Below are 21,086 nucleotides of genomic sequence, written 5' to 3'. Positions count from 1 at the left end.
GGCTTTTCCCCAAATCGCGAAATCAGGCGGCCTTGCGCATCTTGTCGAGCTTCTTGAGCGCCATCTGGCGCTTCAGGCGCGAGAGGTGATCGATGAAGAGAATGCCTTCGAGATGGTCCATCTCATGCTGGAGGCAAGTGGCCATCAGGCCATCCATGTCTTCCTCATGAACATTGCCATCGAGGTCATGCCAACGCGCGCGGATGCGCGACGGGCGTTCGACATCGGCGAAGATCTCCGGCACCGAAAGGCAGCCTTCCTGATAGACCGTATGCTCTTCCGAAGGGTCGAGAATCTCCGGATTGATGAAGATCCGGGGCTCCTTCTTCGTCGGCTGGTGCGTGTGGTGATGCCCGCCGTGCGAGGAGCACACTTCCGGCTCGGCATCCTCGTCGTCAGGCTGGAGATCGATCACCAGAACGCGCAGCGGCACGCCCACCTGAATGGCGGCAAGGCCGATGCCCGGCGCGTCATACATGGTTTCGAACATGTCCTCGACGAGCGTCTTGAGCTCGTCGTCGAACTTTTCGACGGGGACCGAAACCTGCTTGAGACGCGGATCGGGAACTTCGAGGATTTCACGGATAGCCATGCCCGCCAAATAAGCGCGATGGCCGTTTTTCGCAAGATGGACGCTTCGATGACAGTGATCGGTCAGCTGACCGGCCGCCGCGCGCGGATCGCCTGGGCCAGCGTGCCCTCGTCCAGATAGTCGAGTTCACCGCCCACCGGCAGGCCATGGGCAAGCTGTGTGATCCGCACTGCAAGTCCTTCCAGACGCTCGGCAATGTAGTGCGCCGTGGTCTGTCCTTCGAGCGTGGCGTTCATCGCCAGCACCACTTCGTCGATGCCGCCTTCTTCCACGCGGCGGAGCAGGCGGTCGATCGTCAGGTCCTCAGGCCGCACGCCGTCGAGCGCCGAAAGTCGGCCGCCGAGGACATGGTAACGGCCGTTGAAGAGTCGCGCGCGGTCGAGCGCCCAAAGGTCCGCCACTTCCTCCACCACGCAGAGCGAGCCGGCATCTCGGCGCGAATCGGCGCAGATGCCGCAAGGATTGGTCGTATCGATATTGCCGCAGGTCTGGCACTCGACCAGCGCTTCCCGCACGGCTCCCAGTGCATCGACCAGTTGCACGAGCGAGGTTTCCCGCCGCTTGATGAGCCAGAGCACCGCACGGCGGGCGGAACGCGGGCCTAGGCCGGGGAGGCGCGACAGGGCCGCGGTAAGCGTCTCGATCTCTTGCGATGCCATGGCGCCGGAGATAGGGCCTCCGCAGCTTCAGAGGAAGTGTTTCGGAGATTTCCCCACACCATGCGCATCGTCTTTATGGGAACGCCCGATTTCGCGGTGCCCGCACTCGTCGCACTGGTCGAGGCCGGGCACAATGTCGTCGCGGTTTACAGCCAGCCGCCCCGCCCCGGTGGCCGCCGGGGCAAGGAACTGACGCCCTCCCCCGTTCACAAGGAAGCCGAGGTACGCGGGATAGAGGTCCGGCATCCGGTTTCGCTGCGCAATGCGGAAGAACAGGCGAAATTCGCGGCGCTCGAAGCCGATATCGCTATCGTCGCGGCCTATGGCCTGATCCTGCCAAAGGCGGTGCTCGACGCGCCGCGTCTTGGCTGCCTCAATATCCATGCCTCGATCCTGCCCCGCTGGCGCGGTGCGGCGCCGATCCAGCGCGCGATTCTGGCGGGCGATCCGACCACCGGCGTCACGATCATGCAGATGGAGGCCGGGCTCGACACCGGGCCGATGCTGGCCACCCTGCGCACGACGATCGACCGCAAGACGGCCGGTGAACTGACCGCCGAACTGGCGGACAAGGGCGCGCAGCTCATGGTCGGAACCTTGCGCGACCTTGCGGTCCACCGCGCCGTCACCCAGCCCGAGGACGGCGTGACTTACGCGAAGAAGATCGACAAGGCCGAGGCGCGACTCGACTTCACGCAGGCGGCCGAGCAAGTCGAGCGGCATGTGCGCGCTTTCATGCCCGCGCCGGGCGCCTTTTTCGAACTCGATGGCGAACGATACAAAGTGCTCGCGGCCGATGTTGTCGAAAGCAGCGGAGAGCCGGGCACGACGCTCGACGACGCACTCACCGTGGCCTGCGGCGAAGGGGCCGTCCGCGTCACCCGCATCCAGCGCGCGGGTAAGCCCGCGATGACGACCGCAGACCTGCTGCGCGGCCGCCCGATTCTCGCGGGCACGCGCCTCGGCTGATTCGTTACGTGCGTTCAGGTAAGCGGCGGACGGGCGGCGCCTCGTCCGCCCAGCGGGCCTGCGCCTCTCGGACCAGTCCGGCGCTTTTCGCCCAGCCTTCCGGCGACTTGTCGCGAATGCGGATGTCGAAAGCGTCGGTCGAGCGGAATTCGAGCACTTCGGCGCCCTGCGGCCCCGCGACATAAGCGTAGGGAACCTCGCTGCCGACGAAAAAACCGTCGCCTGCGACCAGCGTCTCGGTGCCAAGCTCCACGCTGCCCGCGACGATGTAATAGAGGCAGTCGCAATCATGGCTGTGCAGCGGGAGTGCAAAACCGCTCTTGAGCAAAAGCCGGGCGAGGCTCATGCCCGGGCGGCGATAAGGGACATCGACCAGCTCACCGGTTTCCGCGCCAGCTTCGGCGAAAAGCGGAAGCGCGGCCATCATGTTTGGCACCTCGCCCGCCATGGTCATGCAGCCGCATTCGTCCAGCGTGGGTGCATTGCTGCCCCGGAATATCTCGAAACGTGGCGGCGCATCGGCCATTTTGCACTCTCCCCTGAAGCGTCGCGCCGAGAATGCGCCCCTTCTCCGTGGACGCCAAGCCGTTTGCAGCGGGCCCGCAGTCCTGTATCGGCGGCGCGATGACCCGCTTTGCCCTCACTCTCGAATTCGACGGCGCCCCGTACATGGGCCTTCAACGCCAGGCGCATGGCCCTTCTGTGCAGCAAAGCGTCGAGGAAGCGGCGTTCGCGCTCACCGGCCAGAGCACCAGCATGCATGCCGCCGGCCGTACCGATGCGGGCGTCCATGCGCTGGGCATGAAAGCGCATATCGACATCGATAAGCCGTTCACGCCGTTCCACTTCATGGAGGGGATGAATGCGCGGCTGCGTCCCCATCCGATTGCGGTTGTCGCCTGCGAGATCGTGCCGGACGCGTGGCACGCCCGTTTTTCGTGCATAGGCCGATCGTACATCTACCGCATCGTCAATCGCCGCGCGCCGCTAACGCTGGAGCGCGGCAAGGCCTGGCAGGTACCCAAGCCGCTGGACGAAGCCGCCATGCACCGCGCGGCCCAGATATTGGTGGGGCTGCACGATTTCACGACGTTCCGCTCGGCCCACTGCCAGTCGCAAAGCCCGCTGAAGACGCTCGACCGGCTCGACGTGCGGCGCGAGGGCGAGATGGTGCTGATCGAGGCCGAAGCGCGCAGTTTCCTGCACCATCAGGTGCGCTCGATGGTCGGCTGCCTTGCGCTGGTGGGTATGGGCCGCTGGGACGAGCAGAAGGTCGCCGAAGCGCTGGCGGCGCGCAATCGGCAGGCGCTGGGCCTCAATTCTCCGCCGGACGGTCTCTATTTCGTGAAAGCGACTTATCCCGAGGACTGATCCTGGCTGCCGGACATGGTGACATGCCTTGCCGGCACGCTGTTCCAGTTACGCCAACCTCGCTGCGGTCAGAAGGAAGCGGTGGATGCAAGGTCGCTTGCCATTCCATTGCCGAATACCCGACACAGACGCGTTCTGGGCCGCATGCTCATTCCGATCATCGTTTTGATCCCGCTCAGGCTGAGCTTGTCGAAGCCCCCGGCGACGTGGCGCTGTTGCTCCCATCCTTCGACAAGCTCAGGATGAGCGGGGTGTGAGGCGGTCGGGCGGAGGAATAGCGTTTCGGGAGAAGCCGGTTCCCCGCTCCAAGGCTGCGGTTGCCGCAGTGTCGGATGACGAAGCGAGAATGCGGTCCGGAGCGACATCTCTGCGCCTCCGCGTCTCCGCGTGATCCAATCTCCTCAACACTTCTCCACAGGCACAAAAAAGGGAGGCCGGAGCCTCCCCTTTTCCGATCCCGTTGCGGCCAACTCAGGCCTTGGAGACGATGCTTTCAGGCAGTTCCGTGCCGAACACGCGCTGGTAGTATTCGGCCACCATGACGCGCTCGGTCTCGTCGCACTTGTTGAGGAACGAAAGGCGGAACGCGAAGCCGACGTCGTTGAAGATCGCCGTGTTCTGCGCCCACGTGATGACCGTACGCGGGCTCATCACGGTCGAGATATCGCCGTTCATGAAGCCCTGACGCGAGAAATCGGCAACCTTGACCATGTTAGCGATGGTCTTGGCATCGATCTGCGGCACCTTCTTGGAGACGATGTCAGTCTCGACCGGCTCGGGCAGATAGTTGAGGCCGACCACCAGATTCCAGCGGTCCATCTGGCCCTGGTTGATCTGCTGGGTACCGTGATAGAGGCCCGACGTATCGCCAAGGCCCACCGTGTTGGCCGTGGCGAACAGGCGGAAGTTGCGATCGGGGCGGATCACGCGGTTCTGGTCGAGCAGCGTCAGCTTGCCCTCGGTTTCCAGAATGCGCTGGATCACGAACATCACGTCCGGACGGCCCGCATCGTATTCGTCGAACACCAGCGCCACCGGGTGCTGGAGCGCCCAGGGCAGCAGGCCTTCGCGGAACTCGGTAACCTGAAGACCGTCGCGCAGGACGATGGCATCGCGGCCGATCAGGTCGATACGGCTGATATGCGCGTCGAGGTTGATGCGGATGCACGGCCACTTGAGGCGCGCGGCCACCTGCTCAATATGCGTCGACTTGCCGGTGCCGTGATAGCCCTGCACCATCACGCGGCGATTGTAGGCAAAGCCCGCAAGGATCGCGAGCGTGGTGTCCGGATCGAAGACATAGGTCTCGTCGATGTCGGGCACGCGTTCGTCGGCGACGGAGAAGGCAGGCACCTTCATGTCGATATCGATCCCGAAGGTCTCACGGACGTCGACTTCGATGTCGGGCGCGGCAAGGACGGTGGCGTCGCGGTTCTCGGGCTTCATGGTCTCGGACTCAGTCATCGTGCCTATCGGGTAGACAAGCGGGCGCTGCACCGCAACAGCCTTTGACGGACGAATGATACGCGCCGACGAACTATTCCGCTTCAGGACCGGAACTTGGGCGGCAATGCGAAGAGGTCGATAAACTGCGCGGCCAGTGCCGGATCACCTTCGATCGCCAGCTTTCCGCCCGCCTCCTCCACCGTGCGCTTGCCGTAGAAGATCGGGAGAAAATCGGACGCGCTATCCGCGCAGAAGCGCAGTTCGGGCGCCGTCATCGCGTCTCCGGCGGGATGGACTATCAGTTCTCCGTCTTGCACGCGGGCGGCGAATTTCTGGCCACCGATCTCGAAAGCCGCCAGTAGCGAAAGATCGCCAGCGCGCGCCCGGTCGATCAGCGCCCGTAGCGACAGCATCAGCGAAACCGGCGTAAACGCTAAAGCCGGATCGTGCCCCGGCGAGCGCAGCCCCCAACGCACCAGTTCGAGCAGGACCGGCTCCAGCCCGTGTCCCCACTCCGTCAGGCCATAGACCTGCACCGAGGCGGGCGGCGCCAGCTTGGTGCGGCGAACGATTCCCGATGCCTCCAGCGAGACCAGCCGCTCGGTCAGAACTTTGGCGCTCAGCGTTGGCAGCGCCGCGCGCAATTCGTTGAAGCGGCGCGGACCGAGCAGCATCTCGCGCACGATCAGCAGCGACCAGCGCTCCCCGATCAATTCGAGCGCCAGCGAACCGCCGCAGGCGTCTTCATACCAGCGGCCGTGGCGTGCGGCAGCCTGCGAGCCCGAGGCGCATGCCTCTTTCTCCATCCGCTTTGCTCGCTTCGCCGTTACACCAGTTTCATTTAGTAACTTCATAGTTGCTTTTTGTAACTCATAGGATCAGCTTTCTGCAAGAACGATTCGCCGCAAGGGCAACCGTGGCGAACACTTCGCGGGTCCGATTGCGGACCGACCTATGTTATGGACATCATCGGGAGAGAGCAGATGCCTGTTTGCGACAACGCAGCAACGGTGATCAGCGGTTTCAACAACGTGCCCCCACCGGTGCGTGGGCAGGTGCGCGATCTGCGTATCCGCTGGGCGCTCGAAGAGATCGGGCGCGATTATCGGATGGAACTTTTCGACGCGATGGCCCCTCGTACCGACCAGTACCGCGAGTGGCAGCCCTTCGGACAGGTTCCTGCCTTCGAAGATGGCGAAACGCGCATGTTCGAAAGCGGCGCGATCCTGCTCTACCTTGGCGAACAGGACGAACGCCTGCTCCCCACCGATCCCGCCACGCGCTGGCAGGCGATCACCTGGCTTTTTGCGGCGGTCAACAGCGTCGAGCCGTTCGTGACGCAAGTGACCGCGCTCGACCTGTTCCACGCCGGCGAGGCCTGGGTGGCCGAAGCCCGTCCCGGCGTCGTCCAACTGGCCGAACGCAGGCTCGCAGTGACCCAGAAGGCCTTGCGCGATCGCGAATGGCTGGCAGGCCCCTTCTCCATCGCCGACATCGTCATGGTCACCGTGCTGCGCTGCATCGACCATACCGCGATCCTCGAAGGCTTTCCCGTGCTCGCCGCCTACAAGGCCCGCGCCGAGGCCCGCCCCGCCTTCATCCAAGCCCTGACCGAACAACTGGACGCCTATTCCGCCCCCGCAGGAGAGTGAGCCATGGCCTACGTCGACGGTTTCCTGATCCCCGTATCGCTTGCCAACAAGGACAAGTTCATCGCCCACGCGCGCGAATTCGATGACTACTTCATCGAATACGGCGCGCTTCGAGTCTGGGAATGCTGGGGCGACGACGTGCCTCACGGCAAGCAGACCGACTTTTACCGCGCGGTCGACGCCAAGGAGGACGAGACGGTCTGTTTCAGCTGGATCGAATGGCCGGACAAGGAAACCCGCGACCGGCAGATGGGCCTGCTGATGGAACTGATGAAAAACGACCCGCGCTTTGACCCCGCGAACAATCCCCCGCCGTTCGATGGCGCGCGGATGGTCTTCGGTGGTTTCCAACCTGTCGTCCAAGTGGGAGAATGACCATGGCCAATCCTGTTGGCAGCTTCATCTGGTACGAACTTCTCACCAGCGACGTCGATGGCGCCGCAGCCTTCTACAAGGCCGTGGTCGGCTGGACGTTCTCGGCCCATTCCGATCCCGGTGCGGGCGGCATGGATTACCGCATGATCCAGCGTGACGACGGCGGCATGGCCGGCGGCGCGATGCAGATCACCCAGGACATGGCGATGGGCGGGGCCCGCCCCTGCTGGCTGCCCTATCTCAATGTCGAGGACGTGGACGCCGCAGTCCATGCCATCGTCGCCGAGGGTGGGCGCGAGCAATTGCCCGCCTTCGACCTTCCGGTCGGCCGCATCGCCATGGTTGCCGATCCGCAGGGCGTGCCGATCTATCTGATGAAGCCGGTGCCACCCGCGGGCCAGACCGATTCCACCAGCGATGTCTTCTCCGTCACCGAGAACCAGCACGTGCGCTGGAACGAACTCGCCAGCCCCGACCAGGCCGCCTCGATGGCGTTTTACGGCAAGCATTTCGGCTTCGAATTCAATGACAAGATGCCGATGGGCGACATGGGCGATTACTGCTTCATCGGCCACCATGGGCAGACACTCGGCGCGATCATGCAGCGCCAGAGCGACCAGCAGCCGGCGGTCTGGCTGTTCTACTTCGGCGTGCCGTCCATCGCCGCGGCGAAATCGGCAATCGAAAACAACGGCGGCAAAGTCCTGATGGGCCCGCACGAGGTTCCCGGCGGGGACTGGATCGTCGTTGCAGTGGACCCGCAAGGCGCCGGTTTCGGCCTTGTCGGCCCCAAGGGCGACTGATCCGCACGCGCATCGGTGAACACGCCGATCGGCGCTTGACGATCGGCGTTTGTTCCATGATTGTTCCACCTCAGACGCGGATTGCGAGGAGCACCGGGAATGGCTGACTACACCTTCTACACCAACCCCATGTCGCGCGGTCAGATCGCTCGCTGGGCCCTCCACGAAGCCGGCGCCAATTACGATCAGGTCATCATCGACTGGAAGGAAAAGCCGGCAGGCTTTCTGGACATCAATCCGATGGGCAAAGTCCCCACCATCGTCCACCATGCCGAAAGCGGGGATCGGGTGGTGACAGAAGCCGCCGCGATCTGCCTCTACCTTGCCGAGATGCATCCCGAAGCGGGGCTGCTGCCCAACGACGGCGAGATGGCGGACTATTACCGCTGGACGTTCTTTGCGGCCGGCCCGGTCGAACAGGCGATCACGTCGCGCCATTTCAAGAGCGAGCCCGCGCCCGAACAGGAGATGATGGCCGGCTGGGGCAGCTTTGACCGCACGATGAATGCGCTGGAAAAGCATCTCGAAGGGCGCGACTGGGTTTGCGGCGCGCGCTTCACCATGGCCGATGTCTATGTCGGCAGCGCGGTGGACTGGGGCCTGACCTTCGGCACCATGCCGCCGCGTCCGGCCTTCGTCGCTTATGCAGAGCGTCTACAGGCCCGCGACGGCTACAAGGCCGCCAAGGCAGTCGACAACACGTTGATTGCGGAGATGAAAAAATGACCGCCCGCACCAAGAACCGCGTCTGCCTCTGGTACGACGGTACGGCCGAGGACGCCGCGACGTTCTATGCCAGCGTCTTTCCTGACACGCACGTCACCGAAGTGACCCGATCGCCCACCGATTATCCCGACGGCAAGACGGGCGACGTCATCACGGTGGAATTCTCGGTCATGGGGATCGAGTGCATCGGCCTCAACGGCGGCCCCAGCTTCCCGCACAGCGAGGCGTTCTCGTTCCAGGTCGAGACACTGACGCAGGAAGAGACCGACCGCTACTGGAACGCCATCGTCGATAACGGCGGCGCTGAAAGCATGTGCGGCTGGTGCAAGGACAAGTGGGGCCTGTCCTGGCAGATCACGCCCAAGGCCTTGTCCGACGCCCTCACCGATCCTGACCGTGCCGCTGCCAAGCGCGCGATGGAAGCGATGATGACGATGCGCAAAATCGATATCGCCGCGATTGAAGCGGCATTTTCCGGAGCTTCCGCGTGAATTCCGAACCCGTCCTCGAACTCTTCGGTCACCCTTTCTCGTCCTACACGTGGAAGGTTCTGATCGCGCTCTATGCTTACGAAGTGCCTTTCACCTTCAAGGTGGTCGATCCCGAACATCCGGACAACGCGGAAGTGGTCCAGACGGCGGGCCCGCAAGGCAAATTCCCGGTCCTGCGCGACGGCGAGAACCTGCTGTTCGAAACGACCTCGATCCTCGAATATCTGGACCGTCACCACATTGCGCCGGGCACGCTGCTGCCCGAAGATCCTGATGCGGCAACGGCGATCCGCATGCTCGACCGGGTCTTCGACAACTACGTGATGAACATCATGCAGATCGTCGTGGACGAGCATATCCGCGCGCCGGACAATCCCGATATGGCGCGCTGCGCCGAAGCCCGCACGCGGCTGGAACGCACTTATGCCTGGCTTGAAGGCTGGCTGCGATTCTATCCGCAGATGGACCATGTAACCCTGATCGAGTGCGCGGCGGGCCCGTCGCTGTTCTATGCCGACTGGGTGCATCCCATCCCCGAATCGCTGCCTCGTCTTCGGCAATGGCGCGCACATCTGCTCTCTCTGCCGCCAGTCGCGCGCTGCGTGGATGATGCCCGGCCGTTCCGTTCCTACTTCCCGCTCGGCGCACCCGACCGCGACTGATTTTTTGGGAGAGATTGCCCGTGAGCGAAACGGACAACGAACTTTCGATCACCCTCTATATCGACGCCCCGACCGACAAGGTCTGGGATGTCCTCGCCAACCGCCAGGAAGAATGGTGGTGCCCCCGCCCCTGGCGTGTCGAAGTGAACGAGCAGGACAAGCGTCCCGGCGGCGTCTGTCGGATGACCATGTACGGTCCTGACGGCGAAACTGCGCCGCAGACCGGCATCTACCTCGCATTCGAGGAAGGCCGACGCTTCGTGACGACCGATGCCATTACATTGACGGAATCCGGCGAATTCCAGCCGTCGGGTCCGTTCATGATCGGCATCTGGGAAATCGAACCCGAAGGCAACGGCACCCGCTACACCGCGCGGGCCCGCCACTGGAACGCGGAAACCATGAAGAAGCATGACGAGATGGGCTTCGTGGACGGTTGGTCGGCCTGCGCCCGCCAACTCGCGGAGATCTGCGAAGGTAAAGCCGCTTGAGCGCAGGGGCCGAAGGAGGCTGCACTTGCGGGCAGGTGCGCTACCGCCTGCTGGACGATCCGATCGTGGTCCATTGCTGCCATTGCCGCTGGTGCCAGCGCGAGAGCGGCAGCGCCTTTGCGCTCAATGCCGTGATCGAGGCAGACCGGGTGGAACTGATCGGCGAAAGCGCGCCGGAGCGCATCGACACGCCCTCGCTCAAGGCCGATTTCATCCGAGTGGGCACGCTCGACGATCCCGACATCTGCCCGCCCGACGTGCATGTTTTCACCGAGAGCAAACAACCCTGGGTGATGCTGTCCGAAAGCGCGGAACGGTTCGAGCAGTTCTATTCCGGCAAGGATGTCACGCGCATCTACGGCGAGAACGGCGCGGCGCGCTGGCGAATCCTGCGCGGCCGCTGATTCTCAGGCGAAAGCGGCCGCCTTGCGGAGCAACTGGTAGGCTTCGACAACCGCCTGAAGACGCGTGGCGTGACCATGATCGCCGCCGTTGTGGTCCGGGTGGTATTGGCGCAGCAACCGCGTGTACCGCAGGCGCAGCGTTTTTCGGTCGATGTCGCCATCGAGCCCCAGTACTTCCAGCGCACGCCGTTCGTTCGGCGTGAAGCGCGCATTCTCCGGCTTCATATCGGCCTGACGGCGACGCACATGTGCCCTTGCCCGCGCGCTGATGGCTTCGAGCGGATCGGCAAAATCGGCCCAGCGCGGCGCCCCGTCCACGCCAGCGTCCGGGCGGAAAGCCCGCGTCTGCGTCTCCCAGCCATGGAGCGGAGACTGCGCCCGAAGGATCTGCTCTGAATCCATGCCGTCGAAATAATCGTAGCCCGCATTGAACTGGCGCACGTGATCGAGACAGAACCAGCGATAGTCGCCCGGCCCGTCAAAACCCGAGGGGCGACCGCCCGGCGCCCGGAACTCACCCGTCTCTTCGCAACCCGGCCAACCGCACTCGCGGCTGCCGGATTCGACCCTGCCATGAAATCTCGTATGTCTCACCGGCTTCCAGATGGGGGATTGAGCGCCTAAATGGAAGCCATGACCGGACCGATCGAACAGGAAATGCGTCAGCTGCTTGAAGCAGCTTTCGCCCCCAGCCACCTTGCAGTGATCAACGATTCCGCCACCCATCGCGGCCATTCGGGCGACGACGGCAGCGGCGAATCGCATTTCACCATCGAAATCGAAAGCCCCCGTTTCGAGGGCGTCTCCCGCCTGCAGCGCCAGCGCCTGGTCAATGCCGCGCTGGGCGACATTCCCGGCGAGCGCGTCCATGCCGTGGCGATCAAGGCCCGCGCGCCCGGGGAATAAGGCGGCCAACGCCGACATTCCAACTTCAGATTACCTCGTCGCCCCCGCGAAGGCGGGGGCCCCGCTGCCATGCTTCCCTCTCAAGAAAAGCGGGGTCCCCGCCTTCGCGGGGACGACGAAGTGCTAGGCTTTAGATTAAGTGCCAAACTTCCGCCGAATGGCGGGCGTCGGCGAAGCCCCACGCTTCAGGCCCCTAACCCAGCCACTCAATCCATGCCCCGTGTGCGTGAGCATGCGCCAGCAAGTGCCATTCCTCGCCGCCTGGCCAATAGCGCACTGTCAGTGCATGCCCGAGCTTGGTCCGGTCTCCTTCGACCGAAATCCATGCAAGCGGCTTGTCCGCACTCGCCGCAGCCCCGGCCGCTTCCATGGCCTGCGCAATCCTCACGCGCTGATCCTCGGAAACGTACTGCATGACGATCGAGTGCATCAGCACGCGCGTCGTGCCCTCCGCCTGCGGCATGGTGAGTTGCTGCTCGACGAAATCCGCCGCATTCATCTTCACCAGATCGGGCGCATGCTCGTTCGCAGCGGCGATGGCAGCATCGAGTCTGGCGAAGCGCTCCGTGTGCTCGGGCCAGATATAGGCGCGCAGCCGCTGCGCCTGCGCCGGATCGGCAAGGTCGACCGGCGCGACATCGCATCCCCTCAGCGACGCGAACGAGATCGGCTCCGACGGCGGCGGCGCACCGCGCCATTCGGGCGCGAATTGCATGACCGCCCGCTCCGGCCCGACGGTGACACCGCCCAAATCGTAACGGTATCGTTCTAGCATCAGGTTGATGCCCGCGCTCGCGCCGACTTCCAGACATTCGAAGCGGGCAGGCAGCCCCTTCCCCGCAAGCCAGAGCATCGCGGCAACGAAGTTGGACGAACGGCCCGCTTCATTGGTCTGCGGCGGCCCGTCCAGCCAGGGCATCAGTTCGGCATCGTGACGGCGAACCACATCGCGCAGGATCGCAGCGTCGTCCGCAGGATCGCCCGCATAAATCGGCGCCAGCGCAGGCTCACGGCCGGACTGGTGCAAAGCATGGAGCCCCCCGGCTGCGCGCAAGGGCACGGCATCCGCCAGCGGCATGCCCCGCCAATCGCGGATTCGCGTCAGGAACGGCCCCGCATCCGCATCGCCCAGCACGGCAGCCAGCCCGGCGACGATGCGCGCGGTGATCGGGGCGCCGTTTTTGCGGCAATATTCCACCTGATTGGCGAAAGCCTCGGCCACATTGCCGCCAAAACCTTCGCTGAACTCTTTCTGGTCCTGTGCCATGTTGCCCTTTCGCCACTTGCCGCCTAAATGCGCGCACCATGCCGACAACCTTGACCTTTGCCGTGCCCAAAGGGCGAATCCTCGACGAGGCGCTGCCGCTGATGGCACGCGCCGGTGTGGTGCCCGAAGCGGAGTTCCACGACAAGAAGTCTCGCGCGCTGTCATTCGCGTGCGAGAACAGCGAGATGCGCCTGATCCGCGTCCGCGCTTTCGACGTGGCAACGTTCGTCGCGCATGGCGCCGCGCAAGTCGGCATCGTCGGCTCCGACGTGGTGGAGGAATTCGCCTATCCGGACCTCTACGCGCCGGTTGACCTGAACATCGGCCACTGCCGCTTGTCGGTTGCCGAGCCCGAGGGCGAGATCGGCGGCCCGCTGCCCTCGCACTTGCGCATCGCCAGCAAGTATCCGAACCTCACGCGCCGCTATTTCGAAAAGCTGGGCGTGCAGGCCGAAGTCGTGAAGCTCAACGGCGCGATGGAACTGGCACCTTCGCTGGGCCTTTCGAGCCGCATCGTCGACCTCGTTTCGACCGGCCGCACGCTCAAGGAAAACGGCCTCGTCGAAACGAGCCGCATTCTCGACATCTCGGCGCGGCTCATCGTCAACCGCGCGGCGCTCAAGACCGATGACCGCGTGGCAGCGCTGGTCGATGCGTTCCGTGCGCTCGTTGCCGAAACGAAAGCGGCCGCCTGATGCTGCGACTTTCCAGCAAGGACGCCGGATTCGCCGAGGCCTTCCGGCAAGTGGTTGCCGACCGCCGCGAGAGCGCCGTCGACGTTGCACGTGACGTGGCCGACATTCTGGCTGCCGTGCGCGCACGCGGCGACGCTGCGCTGGCCGAGTACACTGCCCGGTTCGACGGCCACGAACTCGATGAAAGCGGCTGGCGGATCGACGCCGAGACCTGCCGCGCCGCCTTCGATGCCCTCACCCCGGAACTTCGCGCCGCGCTCGAACTCGCCGCCGCACGGATCCGCGCCTATCACGCCGCGCAGCTTCCCGAGGACCGCGACTATACCGACGAGGCTGGCGTGCGCCTTGGCGCCGTCTGGCGCGCGGTCGATGCCGCCGGGCTCTATGTTCCGGGCGGCCGGGCCGCTTACCCCTCCTCGATGCTGATGAACGCGATCCCCGCCAAAGTTGCGGGCGTGGAGCGTCTCGTCGTCGTGACCCCGACGCCGAAGGGCGAAGTCAACGCGCTCGTCCTCGCTGCCGCGCACCTTGCGGGCGTGGATGAAGTCTGGCGCGTGGGCGGTGCCCATGCCGTGGGCGCGCTGGCCTATGGCACCGACAGGATCGCGCCTGTTGATGTGATCACGGGCCCCGGCAATGCCTGGGTGGCCGAAGCCAAGCGCCAGCTCTACGGCGTGGTCGGCATCGACATGGTGGCGGGCCCCAGCGAAATCCTCGTGATCGCCGATGCGAAGAACGAACCGCGCCGCATCGCCGCCGACCTGCTGAGCCAGGCCGAGCACGACCCCACCTCGCAGTCGATCCTCATCACCGACGATGCCGCTTTCGCGGACGCCGTCACCGAAGCGGTGGAACTGGAACTTTCCGCCCTCGCCACGCAGGCAACCGCGCGCCAGTCTTGGAACGATTACGGCGTGATCGTCGTCGTCGAGAGCTTCGAAGAGGCCCCGGCGCTGGCCGATGCGCTGGCTGCCGAACACGTCGAGATCGCCACCGACGATCCCGAAAGCCTGTTCCGCCGGATCCGTCATGCCGGATCGGTGTTCCTTGGCCGCATGACCCCCGAAGCGGTGGGCGATTACGTCGCCGGCCCTAACCACGTGCTGCCCACCGGGCGCCGCGCGCGGTTCGCCTCGGGCCTGTCGGTCCTCGATTTCATGAAGCGCACCAGCTTCATCCAGCTCGATCAGGCGGCGCTTGAGGCCATTGGCCCCGCCGCCGTTGCCCTTGCCGATGCCGAAGGGCTTCCCGCGCACGCGCGCTCCATTTCCGTGAGACTTTCCCAATGAGCAATTCCAAGCCCAATTCGAAGCAGGCCCGCTCCGCAGCGCGCCTCGCCGCCGTTCAGGCTCTCTATCAGTTCGAGATGGAAGGCACGCAGCAGGCCATCCTGCTTGACGAATTCCACCGCCATCGCCTTGGCGCGGAAATCGACGAGGACCAGTACGCCACTGCCGAAGTCGCTTTCTTCGACGACGTGGTGAAGGGCGTGATCGCCCGCCGCGACGAGATCGACGAACTGCTGTCCGGCAAGCTGGCCGAAGGCTGGTCGCTCGCCCGTCTCGACAAGACCATGTTGCAGATCCTGCGCGCCGGTGCATACGAATTGCTGGCCCGCGCGGACGTGCCCACCGGCGCGGCGATCGGCGAGTATCTCGACGTCGCCCACGCCTTCTTCGATGAGCGCGAGGCGAAGTTCGTCAACGGCGTGCTCGATGCCGTCGCGAAGGCCGTACGCTGACATTTGTGCGCAGCATGACCGTGCACTCGTGATCTCGACAATGGGCCCTCTCGGGCCCATTGTTATATCATGACCCGCGAATTTGCCTTCATCGAAGCCCTGCGCGCCATTGCCGTGAGCCCGGCCGCGCGCGGACTTGCCGACGATGCGGCGGTGCTGGAAATCGGCGGCGAAAAGCTGGTCCTGACCATGGACACGCTGGTCGAGGGCATCCACTTCCTGCACGACGATCCGCCGGAAAGCATCGCCTGGAAGCTGGTGGCGGTGAATGCCTCGGACCTTGCCGCCAAGGGCGCGGAGCCGCTCGGCTGCCTGAAATCGCACGCCCTCGGAGAGGACGAGTGGGACCGCGCTTTCCTGCGCGGGATGGACAATGCCTGCCGCCACTTCGCGTTGCCGCTGCTGGGCGGCGACACGGTACGCATGCCGCGCGGATCCGCCCGCAGCTTCTCGCTTACCGCGATCGGACGCGGGCTGGAGGATGTGGCAGTGCCCACGCGCAGCGGCGCGCAGCCGGGCGACATCGTCTGGTGCAGCGGAACGCTGGGCGATTCCGGCCTTGGCCTCGCGCTGCTGTCCGACCCGGTGAAGGATGTCAGCCCCGATCACACCTGGCTGATCGACCGCTATCGCCGCCCCATGCCCGAACCCGCGCTGGGCGTCGCGCTCGCCCCGCTGACCAGCGCGATGATGGACGTGTCCGACGGACTGCTGATCGACGCGCGCCGGATGAGCGAGGCAAGCGACGTCGCGGTTCATTTCGACATTGCCGAAGTGCCGCTCTCGGCCGCCTATCGCGCCGTTGCTGGCGACGATCTCGACCAGCGCATTGCGGCGATGACGGCGGGTGACGACTATGTACTGCTGTTTACCGCGCCGCCGGTGCACACCGCTTACTTGCGCGCCGCGGCAAAGGGGCTGGAAACCGAGATCCACGCTATCGGGACTGTGACCCCGGGGAGCGGCATAGTCCTCGAATGGAAGGGTGCGCCGATTTCGTTGCCGGACAGGCTCGGCTACCAACATTAGGCCACGCGGATGAAGCGTGGCGCGAGGCTGCCATCCTTCGACAAGCTCAGGATGAGCGGGGTGGTGGCTGCCCCGCCCGTCCTCACCGCACCTGCTCCTCCTCCCGCTCAGGGCGAGCTTGTCGAAGCCCCCCGAAGCGTGGCGCGAAACCTCCATCCTTCGACAAGCTCAGGACGAGCGGGGTGGTGGCTGCCCCGTCTGTCCTCACCGCACCTGCCCCTCCTCCCGCTCAGGCTGAGCTTGTCGAAGCCCCCGAGACGTAGCGCGAGGTCTCCATGCCTCGACAGGCTCAGCCTGAGCGGAGTGTGGGAGGCTATCTTGGCCCCCTACTTTTCATTTCTCGACAACCGGCGATCACTCGCGCCCCACGTCAACCGAACGCGTTTTGCGGCAGTAAAGTCGCCTTCAAACGAAGTCGCTTGCCACTAATCCTCCTTATCTATAGCCCTTTACGTCACGAACGGGAAAACCCGTCGCAAATTGCGCATGTTCGCATTGGGAAAAAGGGGGCGTTTTGTGAATCCAGTCACGATCGCGATTGTCCTGGGATTTGTGGCCTTACTTTACGGCCTCATAACCAGCAGACAGGTACTCGGTGCTCCGGCCGGTTCCGAAAAGATGCAGGAGATCGCCGCCGCCATCCAGGAAGGCGCGCAGGCCTACCTCAAGCGGCAGTATTCGACCATCGCCGTCGTCGGCATCGTGGTCGCCATCATCATCTCGCTGACCCTGGGCCACATCTCGGCCATCGGCTTCGTGATCGGCGCGATCCTTTCGGGGGTCGCCGGGTTCATCGGCATGAACATCTCCGTCCGATCGAACGTGCGCACTGCCGCCGCCGCCCAGACCGGCCTGCAGCCGGGCCTGACCCTGGCCTTCCGCGCGGGCGCCATCACCGGCATGCTCGTTGCGGGGCTCGCCCTGCTCGCGATCGCGGTGTTCTACTGGTATCTGACCGGCCCCGGCGGGCACACCGTCGGCGGCGAGGACCGTACCGTGGTGCAGGCGCTGACCGCCCTTGCCTTCGGCGCTTCCCTGATCTCGATCTTCGCGCGCCTTGGCGGCGGCATCTTCACCAAGGCGGCCGACGTCGGCGCCGACCTCGTCGGCAAGGTGGAAGCCGGCATTCCCGAGGACGACCCACGCAACCCCGCCGTCATTGCCGACAACGTGGGCGACAATGTGGGCGATTGCGCGGGCATGGCCGCCGACTTGTTCGAAACCTATGTCGTCACCGTGGGCGCCACCATGGTGCTGACCGCGCTGCTGATGAAGGGCGTCGACAACTTTTCGGGCCTGATGGCGCTGCCGCTGCTGATCGGCGGCGTCTGCATCGTGACTTCGATCATCGGCACCTATTTCGTCCGCCTCGGCAAATCGCAGAACATCATGGGCGCCATGTACAAGGGCTTCCTGGTCACGGCGGTACTCTCGGTGCCGGCGATCTGGTGGGCGATCAACTACGCGCTGGGCGACATCTCGGCCGAAATCGGCATGACCGGCTTCGACGGCCGCGCGCTGTTCCATTGCGCACTGGTCGGGCTCGTCATCACCGGGCTCATCATCTGGATCACCGAATACTACACCGGCACCGGCTACCGCCCGGTGCGCTCGATCGCCAAGGCCTCCGAAACCGGGCATGGCACCAATGTGATCCAGGGCCTCGCCGTCAGCCTTGAGGCGACCGCGCTGCCGACGCTGGTGATCATCACCGGCATCATCATCGCCTACCAGCTCGCGGGCCTGCTGGGCATTGCCTATGCCGCCACTGCCATGCTGGCCCTCGCAGGCATGGTCGTCGCGCTCGACGCCTACGGCCCCGTGACCGACAATGCCGGTGGCATTGCCGAGATGGCCGGCCTCGACGACAGCGTGCGTGAGAAGACCGACGCGCTCGATGCCGTGGGCAATACCACCAAGGCCGTCACCAAGGGTTATGCCATCGGCTCGGCCGGGCTGGCTGCGCTGGTGCTGTTCGCAGCCTATACCGCCGACCTTCGCGAGTTCTTCCCCGATCTCGACGTCGATTTCAGCCTTGAAAACCCTTACGTCATCGTCGGGCTGCTGCTCGGCGCGCTGCTGCCCTACCTGTTCGGATCCATGGGCATGACCGCCGTGGGCCGCGCGGCGGGCGATGTGGTGGTGGACGTGCGTGAGCAGTTCAAATCCAACCCCGGCATCATGACGTACGAGACACGGCCGGATTACGCTCGCACCGTCGATCTGGTGACCAAGGCAGCGATCAAGGAGATGATCGTCCCCTCACTGCTGCCGGTGCTGGCGCCGATCGTGGTGTACTTCGTCATCAGCTTCGTCGCAGGCGTGGAGAACGGCTTTGCCGCGCTCGGCGCATTGCTGCTGGGCGTGATCGTCGGCGGCCTGTTCGTTGCGCTCTCGATGACCTCGGGCGGCGGCGCATGGGATAACGCCAAGAAGTACATCGAGGACGGCCACCACGGCGGCAAGGGCTCTGAAGCCCACAAGGCCGCAGTGACGGGCGACACCGTCGGCGATCCCTACAAGGACACCGCCGGACCGGCCGTGAACCCGATGATCAAGATCACCAATATCGTCGCCCTTCTGTTGCTCGCCGCGCTGGCCGCACACTAGGCGACCGATTGCGATGCAAGGGCCCCGGCGGAGCGATCCGCCGGGGCCCTTCGCATTTTCACGGAGCCGTTAGCGTTTCCTTGAGCCGGGCACGCTAGAAGGCGCTTCATGTTCACCGCCGCGCCCCTGCTGCACGAGGACGAGACCGGTTTCGGCCGATCCGATCGTGCGGCATCCGATGACGGCCTTATCGCCTGCCTGCCGTGGCGCGCGATGGAGAGCGAAGTCGACGCCTGGGACGCACTCGCCCACCGGGCCAGCGAGCCCAATCCCTTTTTCGAGAGCTGGTATCTGCTGCCTTCGCTGCGGCATCTGGGCAGTTCCGAATGCGTATCGATTCTGCGGTTCGAGCGTCATGGCCGTCTGGCCGGGCTGCTCCCGGTGGTGCGCAGCCGCCGATACTATCGCTGGCCCGTGCCCAATCTGGCGGGGTGGCTCCACGCCAATGCCTTCCTCGGCACGCCGCTGATCGAGCGCGGTGCGGAAAGCGCGTTCTGGCGGGCACTGTTCGACTGGACGGATCGCGCACCGGGCACCGCCCTCTTCCTGCACCTACGCGAAATGCCGCTGGAAGGCCCGGTTCATGACGGACTGATGGCGGCACGGGGCACCCGCGCGGTGGAAACCGTGCACCGCGAAGAGCGCGCCGTGCTGCATTCGACCCTTTCGCCGGATGACTATCTGGAAGCTTCGCTCACCGGCAAAAAGCGCAAGGAGATGCGTCGCCAGTGGAATCGCCTTGCCGAACGCGGCCATGTCACCGTCGAGCGCGGCCGTAACGACGATGGGCTGGACAACTGGGCACGCCAGTTCCTCGCGCTCGAAGCCGCGGGCTGGAAAGGCAAGGCCGGATCGGCGCTGGCGAGCCATGAAGGCACCGCCAGACTTTTTCGCGAGGCCCTTTCCGGTGCCGCTGCGCGCGGACGGCTGGAGCGACTGGCATTGCGGCTGGACGGCAGGCCCATCGCCATGCTGGCGACGTTCCTCACCCCGCCCGGCGCCTTCTCCTACAAGACTGCCTTCGATGAGGGATTCTCACGCTTCTCGCCCGGCGTCCTGCTCCAGCGCGAATATCTCGACATGCTCAACCGCCGCGAAATCGCATGGACCGACAGCTGCGCGGCCGAGGACCACCCGATGATCGACCATATCTGGCGCGAGCGCCGCGCGGTCGGGCGCCTGTCCATTGCCATCGGCGGTCCGCTGCGCCGCGCGCTCTTTCGTCGCTTCGTCAAGGCCGAACTGGCGCGCAATCCCGCGAGGCCCCGCCCATGAACGCCCGATCCGCCCTGCCCGATCGCTCCGTCTTCGATTCATCCCAGCGCGAGTGCTTCTCCCGAAATTATCCGGAGATCCCGCACAAGCTGGCCCATGCGCTGCGCAGCCATCCGCTGCTGGAACTGGAAGCGCTTGCCGAACTGGCCGAATGTCTGCCGGCCGGGTCGATAGAGTACAATTTCGGCAACCAGCCGCTCGGCGTAGACGGCAAGCCCGCGCCCACCGGCATTCCCATCGGCCGCACTATCCGGGAGATCGAGACCACCAATTCCTGGGCGGTCATCAAGAACGTCGAACAGCATGCGGACTATGCCCGCCTGCTGGAGGATCTGCTCGGCGAACTGCGCCCGGTGATCGAGGCGCGCACCGGGCGGATGATGAAACTGCAGGGCTTCATTTTCGTCACGTCAGCGGGGGGCGTGACGCCCTACCACTTCGATCCCGAGCACAATATCCTGCTGCAAGTGCGTGGCAACAAGGTCATGACCCAGTTTCCCGCCGGCAATCCTCGCTTCGCGCCCGACGAGGTCCACGAGACGTATCACACCGGAGGCGGTCGCGAACTCAAGTGGCGGGACGATCTGCTCGATGGCGGCCGGGAATTCGCGCTTCAGCCAGGAGAGGCTGTCTTCGTTCCGGTTATGGCGCCTCATTTCGTGCGGAACGGCACCGAGCCCTCGATCTCGCTCTCGATCACGTGGCGGTCGGAATGGAGCTTCGCGGAAGCCGATGCCCGCGCGCTCAACGGGGTTTTGCGCCGTTTCGGGCTGAAACCGAAGGCGCCCGGCCGCTGGCCCGCGCACAATCGGGGCAAGGCGCTGATCTGGCGCGTGCTGCGCAAGTTCGGCGTGGCGCAGTAACCGCCACCCCGGCGCTTCCCGGAGCCAATGGTCAGGGAGGGTGTTACCCCTCCCCAATC

The 21,086-nt window shown here is 64.8% G+C and carries 25 protein-coding genes; 18 read left to right on the top strand and 7 right to left on the bottom strand.

Annotation, left to right across the window (positions count from 1 at the left end; all coding sequences use genetic code 11):
- Positions 1 to 22 precede the first annotated feature (22 nt).
- Positions 23 to 592 carry a peptide deformylase gene (gene def / locus EDF56_RS02590; protein ID WP_132385157.1) on the bottom strand — a complete coding sequence of 190 codons (570 nt, stop codon included), beginning with the start codon at positions 590 to 592 and terminating at the stop codon, positions 23 to 25.
- Between the two features lie 62 nt (positions 593 to 654).
- Positions 655 to 1,251, bottom strand: a complete 597-nt coding sequence (gene recR / locus EDF56_RS02585) for a recombination mediator RecR (protein ID WP_132385156.1) — start codon at positions 1,249 to 1,251, stop codon at positions 655 to 657.
- A gap of 60 nt (positions 1,252 to 1,311) precedes the next feature.
- On the opposite strand from recR, the gene fmt reads away from it, so the two are divergent.
- The gene (gene fmt / locus EDF56_RS02580) at positions 1,312 to 2,220 is read left to right on the top strand and encodes a methionyl-tRNA formyltransferase (RefSeq protein ID WP_132385155.1); all 909 of its coding nucleotides are present in this window, start codon (positions 1,312 to 1,314) and stop codon (positions 2,218 to 2,220) included.
- Between the two features lie 4 nt (positions 2,221 to 2,224).
- Here fmt and EDF56_RS02575 read toward each other — a convergent pair whose 3' ends face one another.
- Positions 2,225 to 2,746: a hypothetical protein gene (locus EDF56_RS02575; protein WP_132385154.1), complete on the bottom strand. Its 522-nt coding sequence runs from the start codon at positions 2,744 to 2,746 to the stop codon at positions 2,225 to 2,227.
- Positions 2,747 to 2,844: 98 nt separating this feature from the next.
- On the opposite strand from EDF56_RS02575, the gene truA reads away from it, so the two are divergent.
- Positions 2,845 to 3,591: a tRNA pseudouridine(38-40) synthase TruA gene (gene truA, locus EDF56_RS02570; protein ID WP_132385748.1), complete on the top strand. Its 747-nt coding sequence runs from the start codon at positions 2,845 to 2,847 to the stop codon at positions 3,589 to 3,591.
- Between the two features lie 471 nt (positions 3,592 to 4,062).
- On the opposite strand, the gene cobS is transcribed toward truA, so the two are convergent.
- Positions 4,063 to 5,055 (bottom strand): cobaltochelatase subunit CobS, encoded by a 993-nt coding sequence (cobS, locus tag EDF56_RS02565; RefSeq protein ID WP_132385153.1) that lies wholly within the window; start codon positions 5,053 to 5,055, stop codon positions 4,063 to 4,065.
- Between the two features lie 83 nt (positions 5,056 to 5,138).
- Entirely contained in the window at positions 5,139 to 5,843 is a 705-nt protein-coding gene (locus EDF56_RS02560; protein WP_132385152.1) for a winged helix-turn-helix transcriptional regulator, read from the bottom strand.
- 177 nt (positions 5,844 to 6,020) lie between these two features.
- Here EDF56_RS02560 and EDF56_RS02555 point away from each other — a divergent pair, with 177 nt between their 5' ends.
- The 8 genes from EDF56_RS02555 (at position 6,021) to EDF56_RS02520 (ending at position 10,641) form a co-directional block, all read left to right on the top strand.
- Positions 6,021 to 6,689 carry a glutathione S-transferase family protein gene (locus EDF56_RS02555; protein ID WP_132385151.1) on the top strand — a complete coding sequence of 223 codons (669 nt, stop codon included), beginning with the start codon at positions 6,021 to 6,023 and terminating at the stop codon, positions 6,687 to 6,689.
- Positions 6,690 to 6,692: 3 nt separating this feature from the next.
- Positions 6,693 to 7,064: a DUF1428 domain-containing protein gene (locus tag EDF56_RS02550; protein ID WP_132385150.1), complete on the top strand. Its 372-nt coding sequence runs from the start codon at positions 6,693 to 6,695 to the stop codon at positions 7,062 to 7,064.
- Positions 7,065 to 7,066: 2 nt separating this feature from the next.
- Positions 7,067 to 7,867 carry a VOC family protein gene (locus tag EDF56_RS02545; protein WP_132385149.1) on the top strand — a complete coding sequence of 267 codons (801 nt, stop codon included), beginning with the start codon at positions 7,067 to 7,069 and terminating at the stop codon, positions 7,865 to 7,867.
- A 99-nt stretch (positions 7,868 to 7,966) separates the two neighbouring features.
- Positions 7,967 to 8,593, top strand: a complete 627-nt coding sequence (locus EDF56_RS02540; protein ID WP_132385148.1) for a glutathione S-transferase family protein — start codon at positions 7,967 to 7,969, stop codon at positions 8,591 to 8,593.
- A complete protein-coding gene (locus tag EDF56_RS02535; protein ID WP_132385147.1) occupies positions 8,590 to 9,084 on the top strand; it encodes a VOC family protein in 495 nt (164 codons plus the stop codon). Before EDF56_RS02540 ends, EDF56_RS02535 begins: the two co-directional genes overlap by 4 nt.
- Entirely contained in the window at positions 9,081 to 9,746 is a 666-nt protein-coding gene (locus EDF56_RS02530; RefSeq protein ID WP_132385146.1) for a glutathione S-transferase family protein, read from the top strand. Before EDF56_RS02535 ends, EDF56_RS02530 begins: the two co-directional genes overlap by 4 nt.
- Positions 9,747 to 9,766: 20 nt before the next feature.
- A complete protein-coding gene (locus tag EDF56_RS02525; protein ID WP_132385145.1) occupies positions 9,767 to 10,237 on the top strand; it encodes an SRPBCC domain-containing protein in 471 nt (156 codons plus the stop codon).
- Positions 10,234 to 10,641 (top strand): GFA family protein, encoded by a 408-nt coding sequence (locus EDF56_RS02520; RefSeq protein ID WP_132385144.1) that lies wholly within the window; start codon positions 10,234 to 10,236, stop codon positions 10,639 to 10,641. Before EDF56_RS02525 ends, EDF56_RS02520 begins: the two co-directional genes overlap by 4 nt.
- A gap of 3 nt (positions 10,642 to 10,644) precedes the next feature.
- Here the strand turns inward: EDF56_RS02520 and EDF56_RS02515 are convergent, their stop codons facing one another.
- The gene (locus EDF56_RS02515; protein ID WP_132385143.1) at positions 10,645 to 11,235 is read right to left on the bottom strand and encodes a J domain-containing protein; all 591 of its coding nucleotides are present in this window, start codon (positions 11,233 to 11,235) and stop codon (positions 10,645 to 10,647) included.
- Between the two features lie 39 nt (positions 11,236 to 11,274).
- Between EDF56_RS02515 and EDF56_RS02510 the strand changes: the two genes are divergently transcribed.
- Positions 11,275 to 11,547: a BolA family protein gene (locus EDF56_RS02510; RefSeq protein ID WP_207904602.1), complete on the top strand. Its 273-nt coding sequence runs from the start codon at positions 11,275 to 11,277 to the stop codon at positions 11,545 to 11,547.
- Between the two features lie 193 nt (positions 11,548 to 11,740).
- On the opposite strand, the gene EDF56_RS02505 is transcribed toward EDF56_RS02510, so the two are convergent.
- On the bottom strand, positions 11,741 to 12,814 hold the full coding sequence (locus EDF56_RS02505) for a DUF2332 domain-containing protein (RefSeq protein ID WP_132385141.1): 1,074 nt from the start codon (positions 12,812 to 12,814) through the stop codon (positions 11,741 to 11,743).
- Between the two features lie 38 nt (positions 12,815 to 12,852).
- Here EDF56_RS02505 and hisG point away from each other — a divergent pair, with 38 nt between their 5' ends.
- The 7 genes from hisG (at position 12,853) to EDF56_RS02470 (ending at position 21,027) form a co-directional block, all read left to right on the top strand.
- Positions 12,853 to 13,509: an ATP phosphoribosyltransferase gene (gene hisG / locus EDF56_RS02500; RefSeq protein WP_132385140.1), complete on the top strand. Its 657-nt coding sequence runs from the start codon at positions 12,853 to 12,855 to the stop codon at positions 13,507 to 13,509.
- On the top strand, positions 13,509 to 14,798 hold the full coding sequence (gene hisD, locus EDF56_RS02495; RefSeq protein WP_132385139.1) for a histidinol dehydrogenase: 1,290 nt from the start codon (positions 13,509 to 13,511) through the stop codon (positions 14,796 to 14,798). Before hisG ends, hisD begins: the two co-directional genes overlap by 1 nt.
- Positions 14,795 to 15,250: a transcription antitermination factor NusB gene (gene nusB / locus EDF56_RS02490; protein WP_132385138.1), complete on the top strand. Its 456-nt coding sequence runs from the start codon at positions 14,795 to 14,797 to the stop codon at positions 15,248 to 15,250. The genes hisD and nusB overlap by 4 nt, the downstream gene beginning before the upstream one ends.
- 69 nt (positions 15,251 to 15,319) lie before the next feature.
- Positions 15,320 to 16,279, top strand: a complete 960-nt coding sequence (thiL, locus tag EDF56_RS02485) for a thiamine-phosphate kinase (protein ID WP_132385137.1) — start codon at positions 15,320 to 15,322, stop codon at positions 16,277 to 16,279.
- 516 nt (positions 16,280 to 16,795) lie between these two features.
- The gene (locus tag EDF56_RS02480; protein ID WP_132385136.1) at positions 16,796 to 18,889 is read left to right on the top strand and encodes a sodium-translocating pyrophosphatase; all 2,094 of its coding nucleotides are present in this window, start codon (positions 16,796 to 16,798) and stop codon (positions 18,887 to 18,889) included.
- Between the two features lie 108 nt (positions 18,890 to 18,997).
- The gene (locus EDF56_RS02475) at positions 18,998 to 20,164 is read left to right on the top strand and encodes a GNAT family N-acetyltransferase (RefSeq protein ID WP_132385135.1); all 1,167 of its coding nucleotides are present in this window, start codon (positions 18,998 to 19,000) and stop codon (positions 20,162 to 20,164) included.
- Positions 20,161 to 21,027 (top strand): transcriptional regulator, encoded by an 867-nt coding sequence (locus EDF56_RS02470; protein WP_132385134.1) that lies wholly within the window; start codon positions 20,161 to 20,163, stop codon positions 21,025 to 21,027. Before EDF56_RS02475 ends, EDF56_RS02470 begins: the two co-directional genes overlap by 4 nt.
- Positions 21,028 to 21,086: the final 59 nt, after the last annotated feature.

It is taken from the genome of Novosphingobium sp. PhB165 (genome assembly GCF_004341845.1).
In the GTDB taxonomy this organism is placed as follows: Bacteria; Pseudomonadota; Alphaproteobacteria; order Sphingomonadales; family Sphingomonadaceae; genus Novosphingobium.
This window is presented reverse-complemented; position numbering and strand designations above follow the sequence as displayed.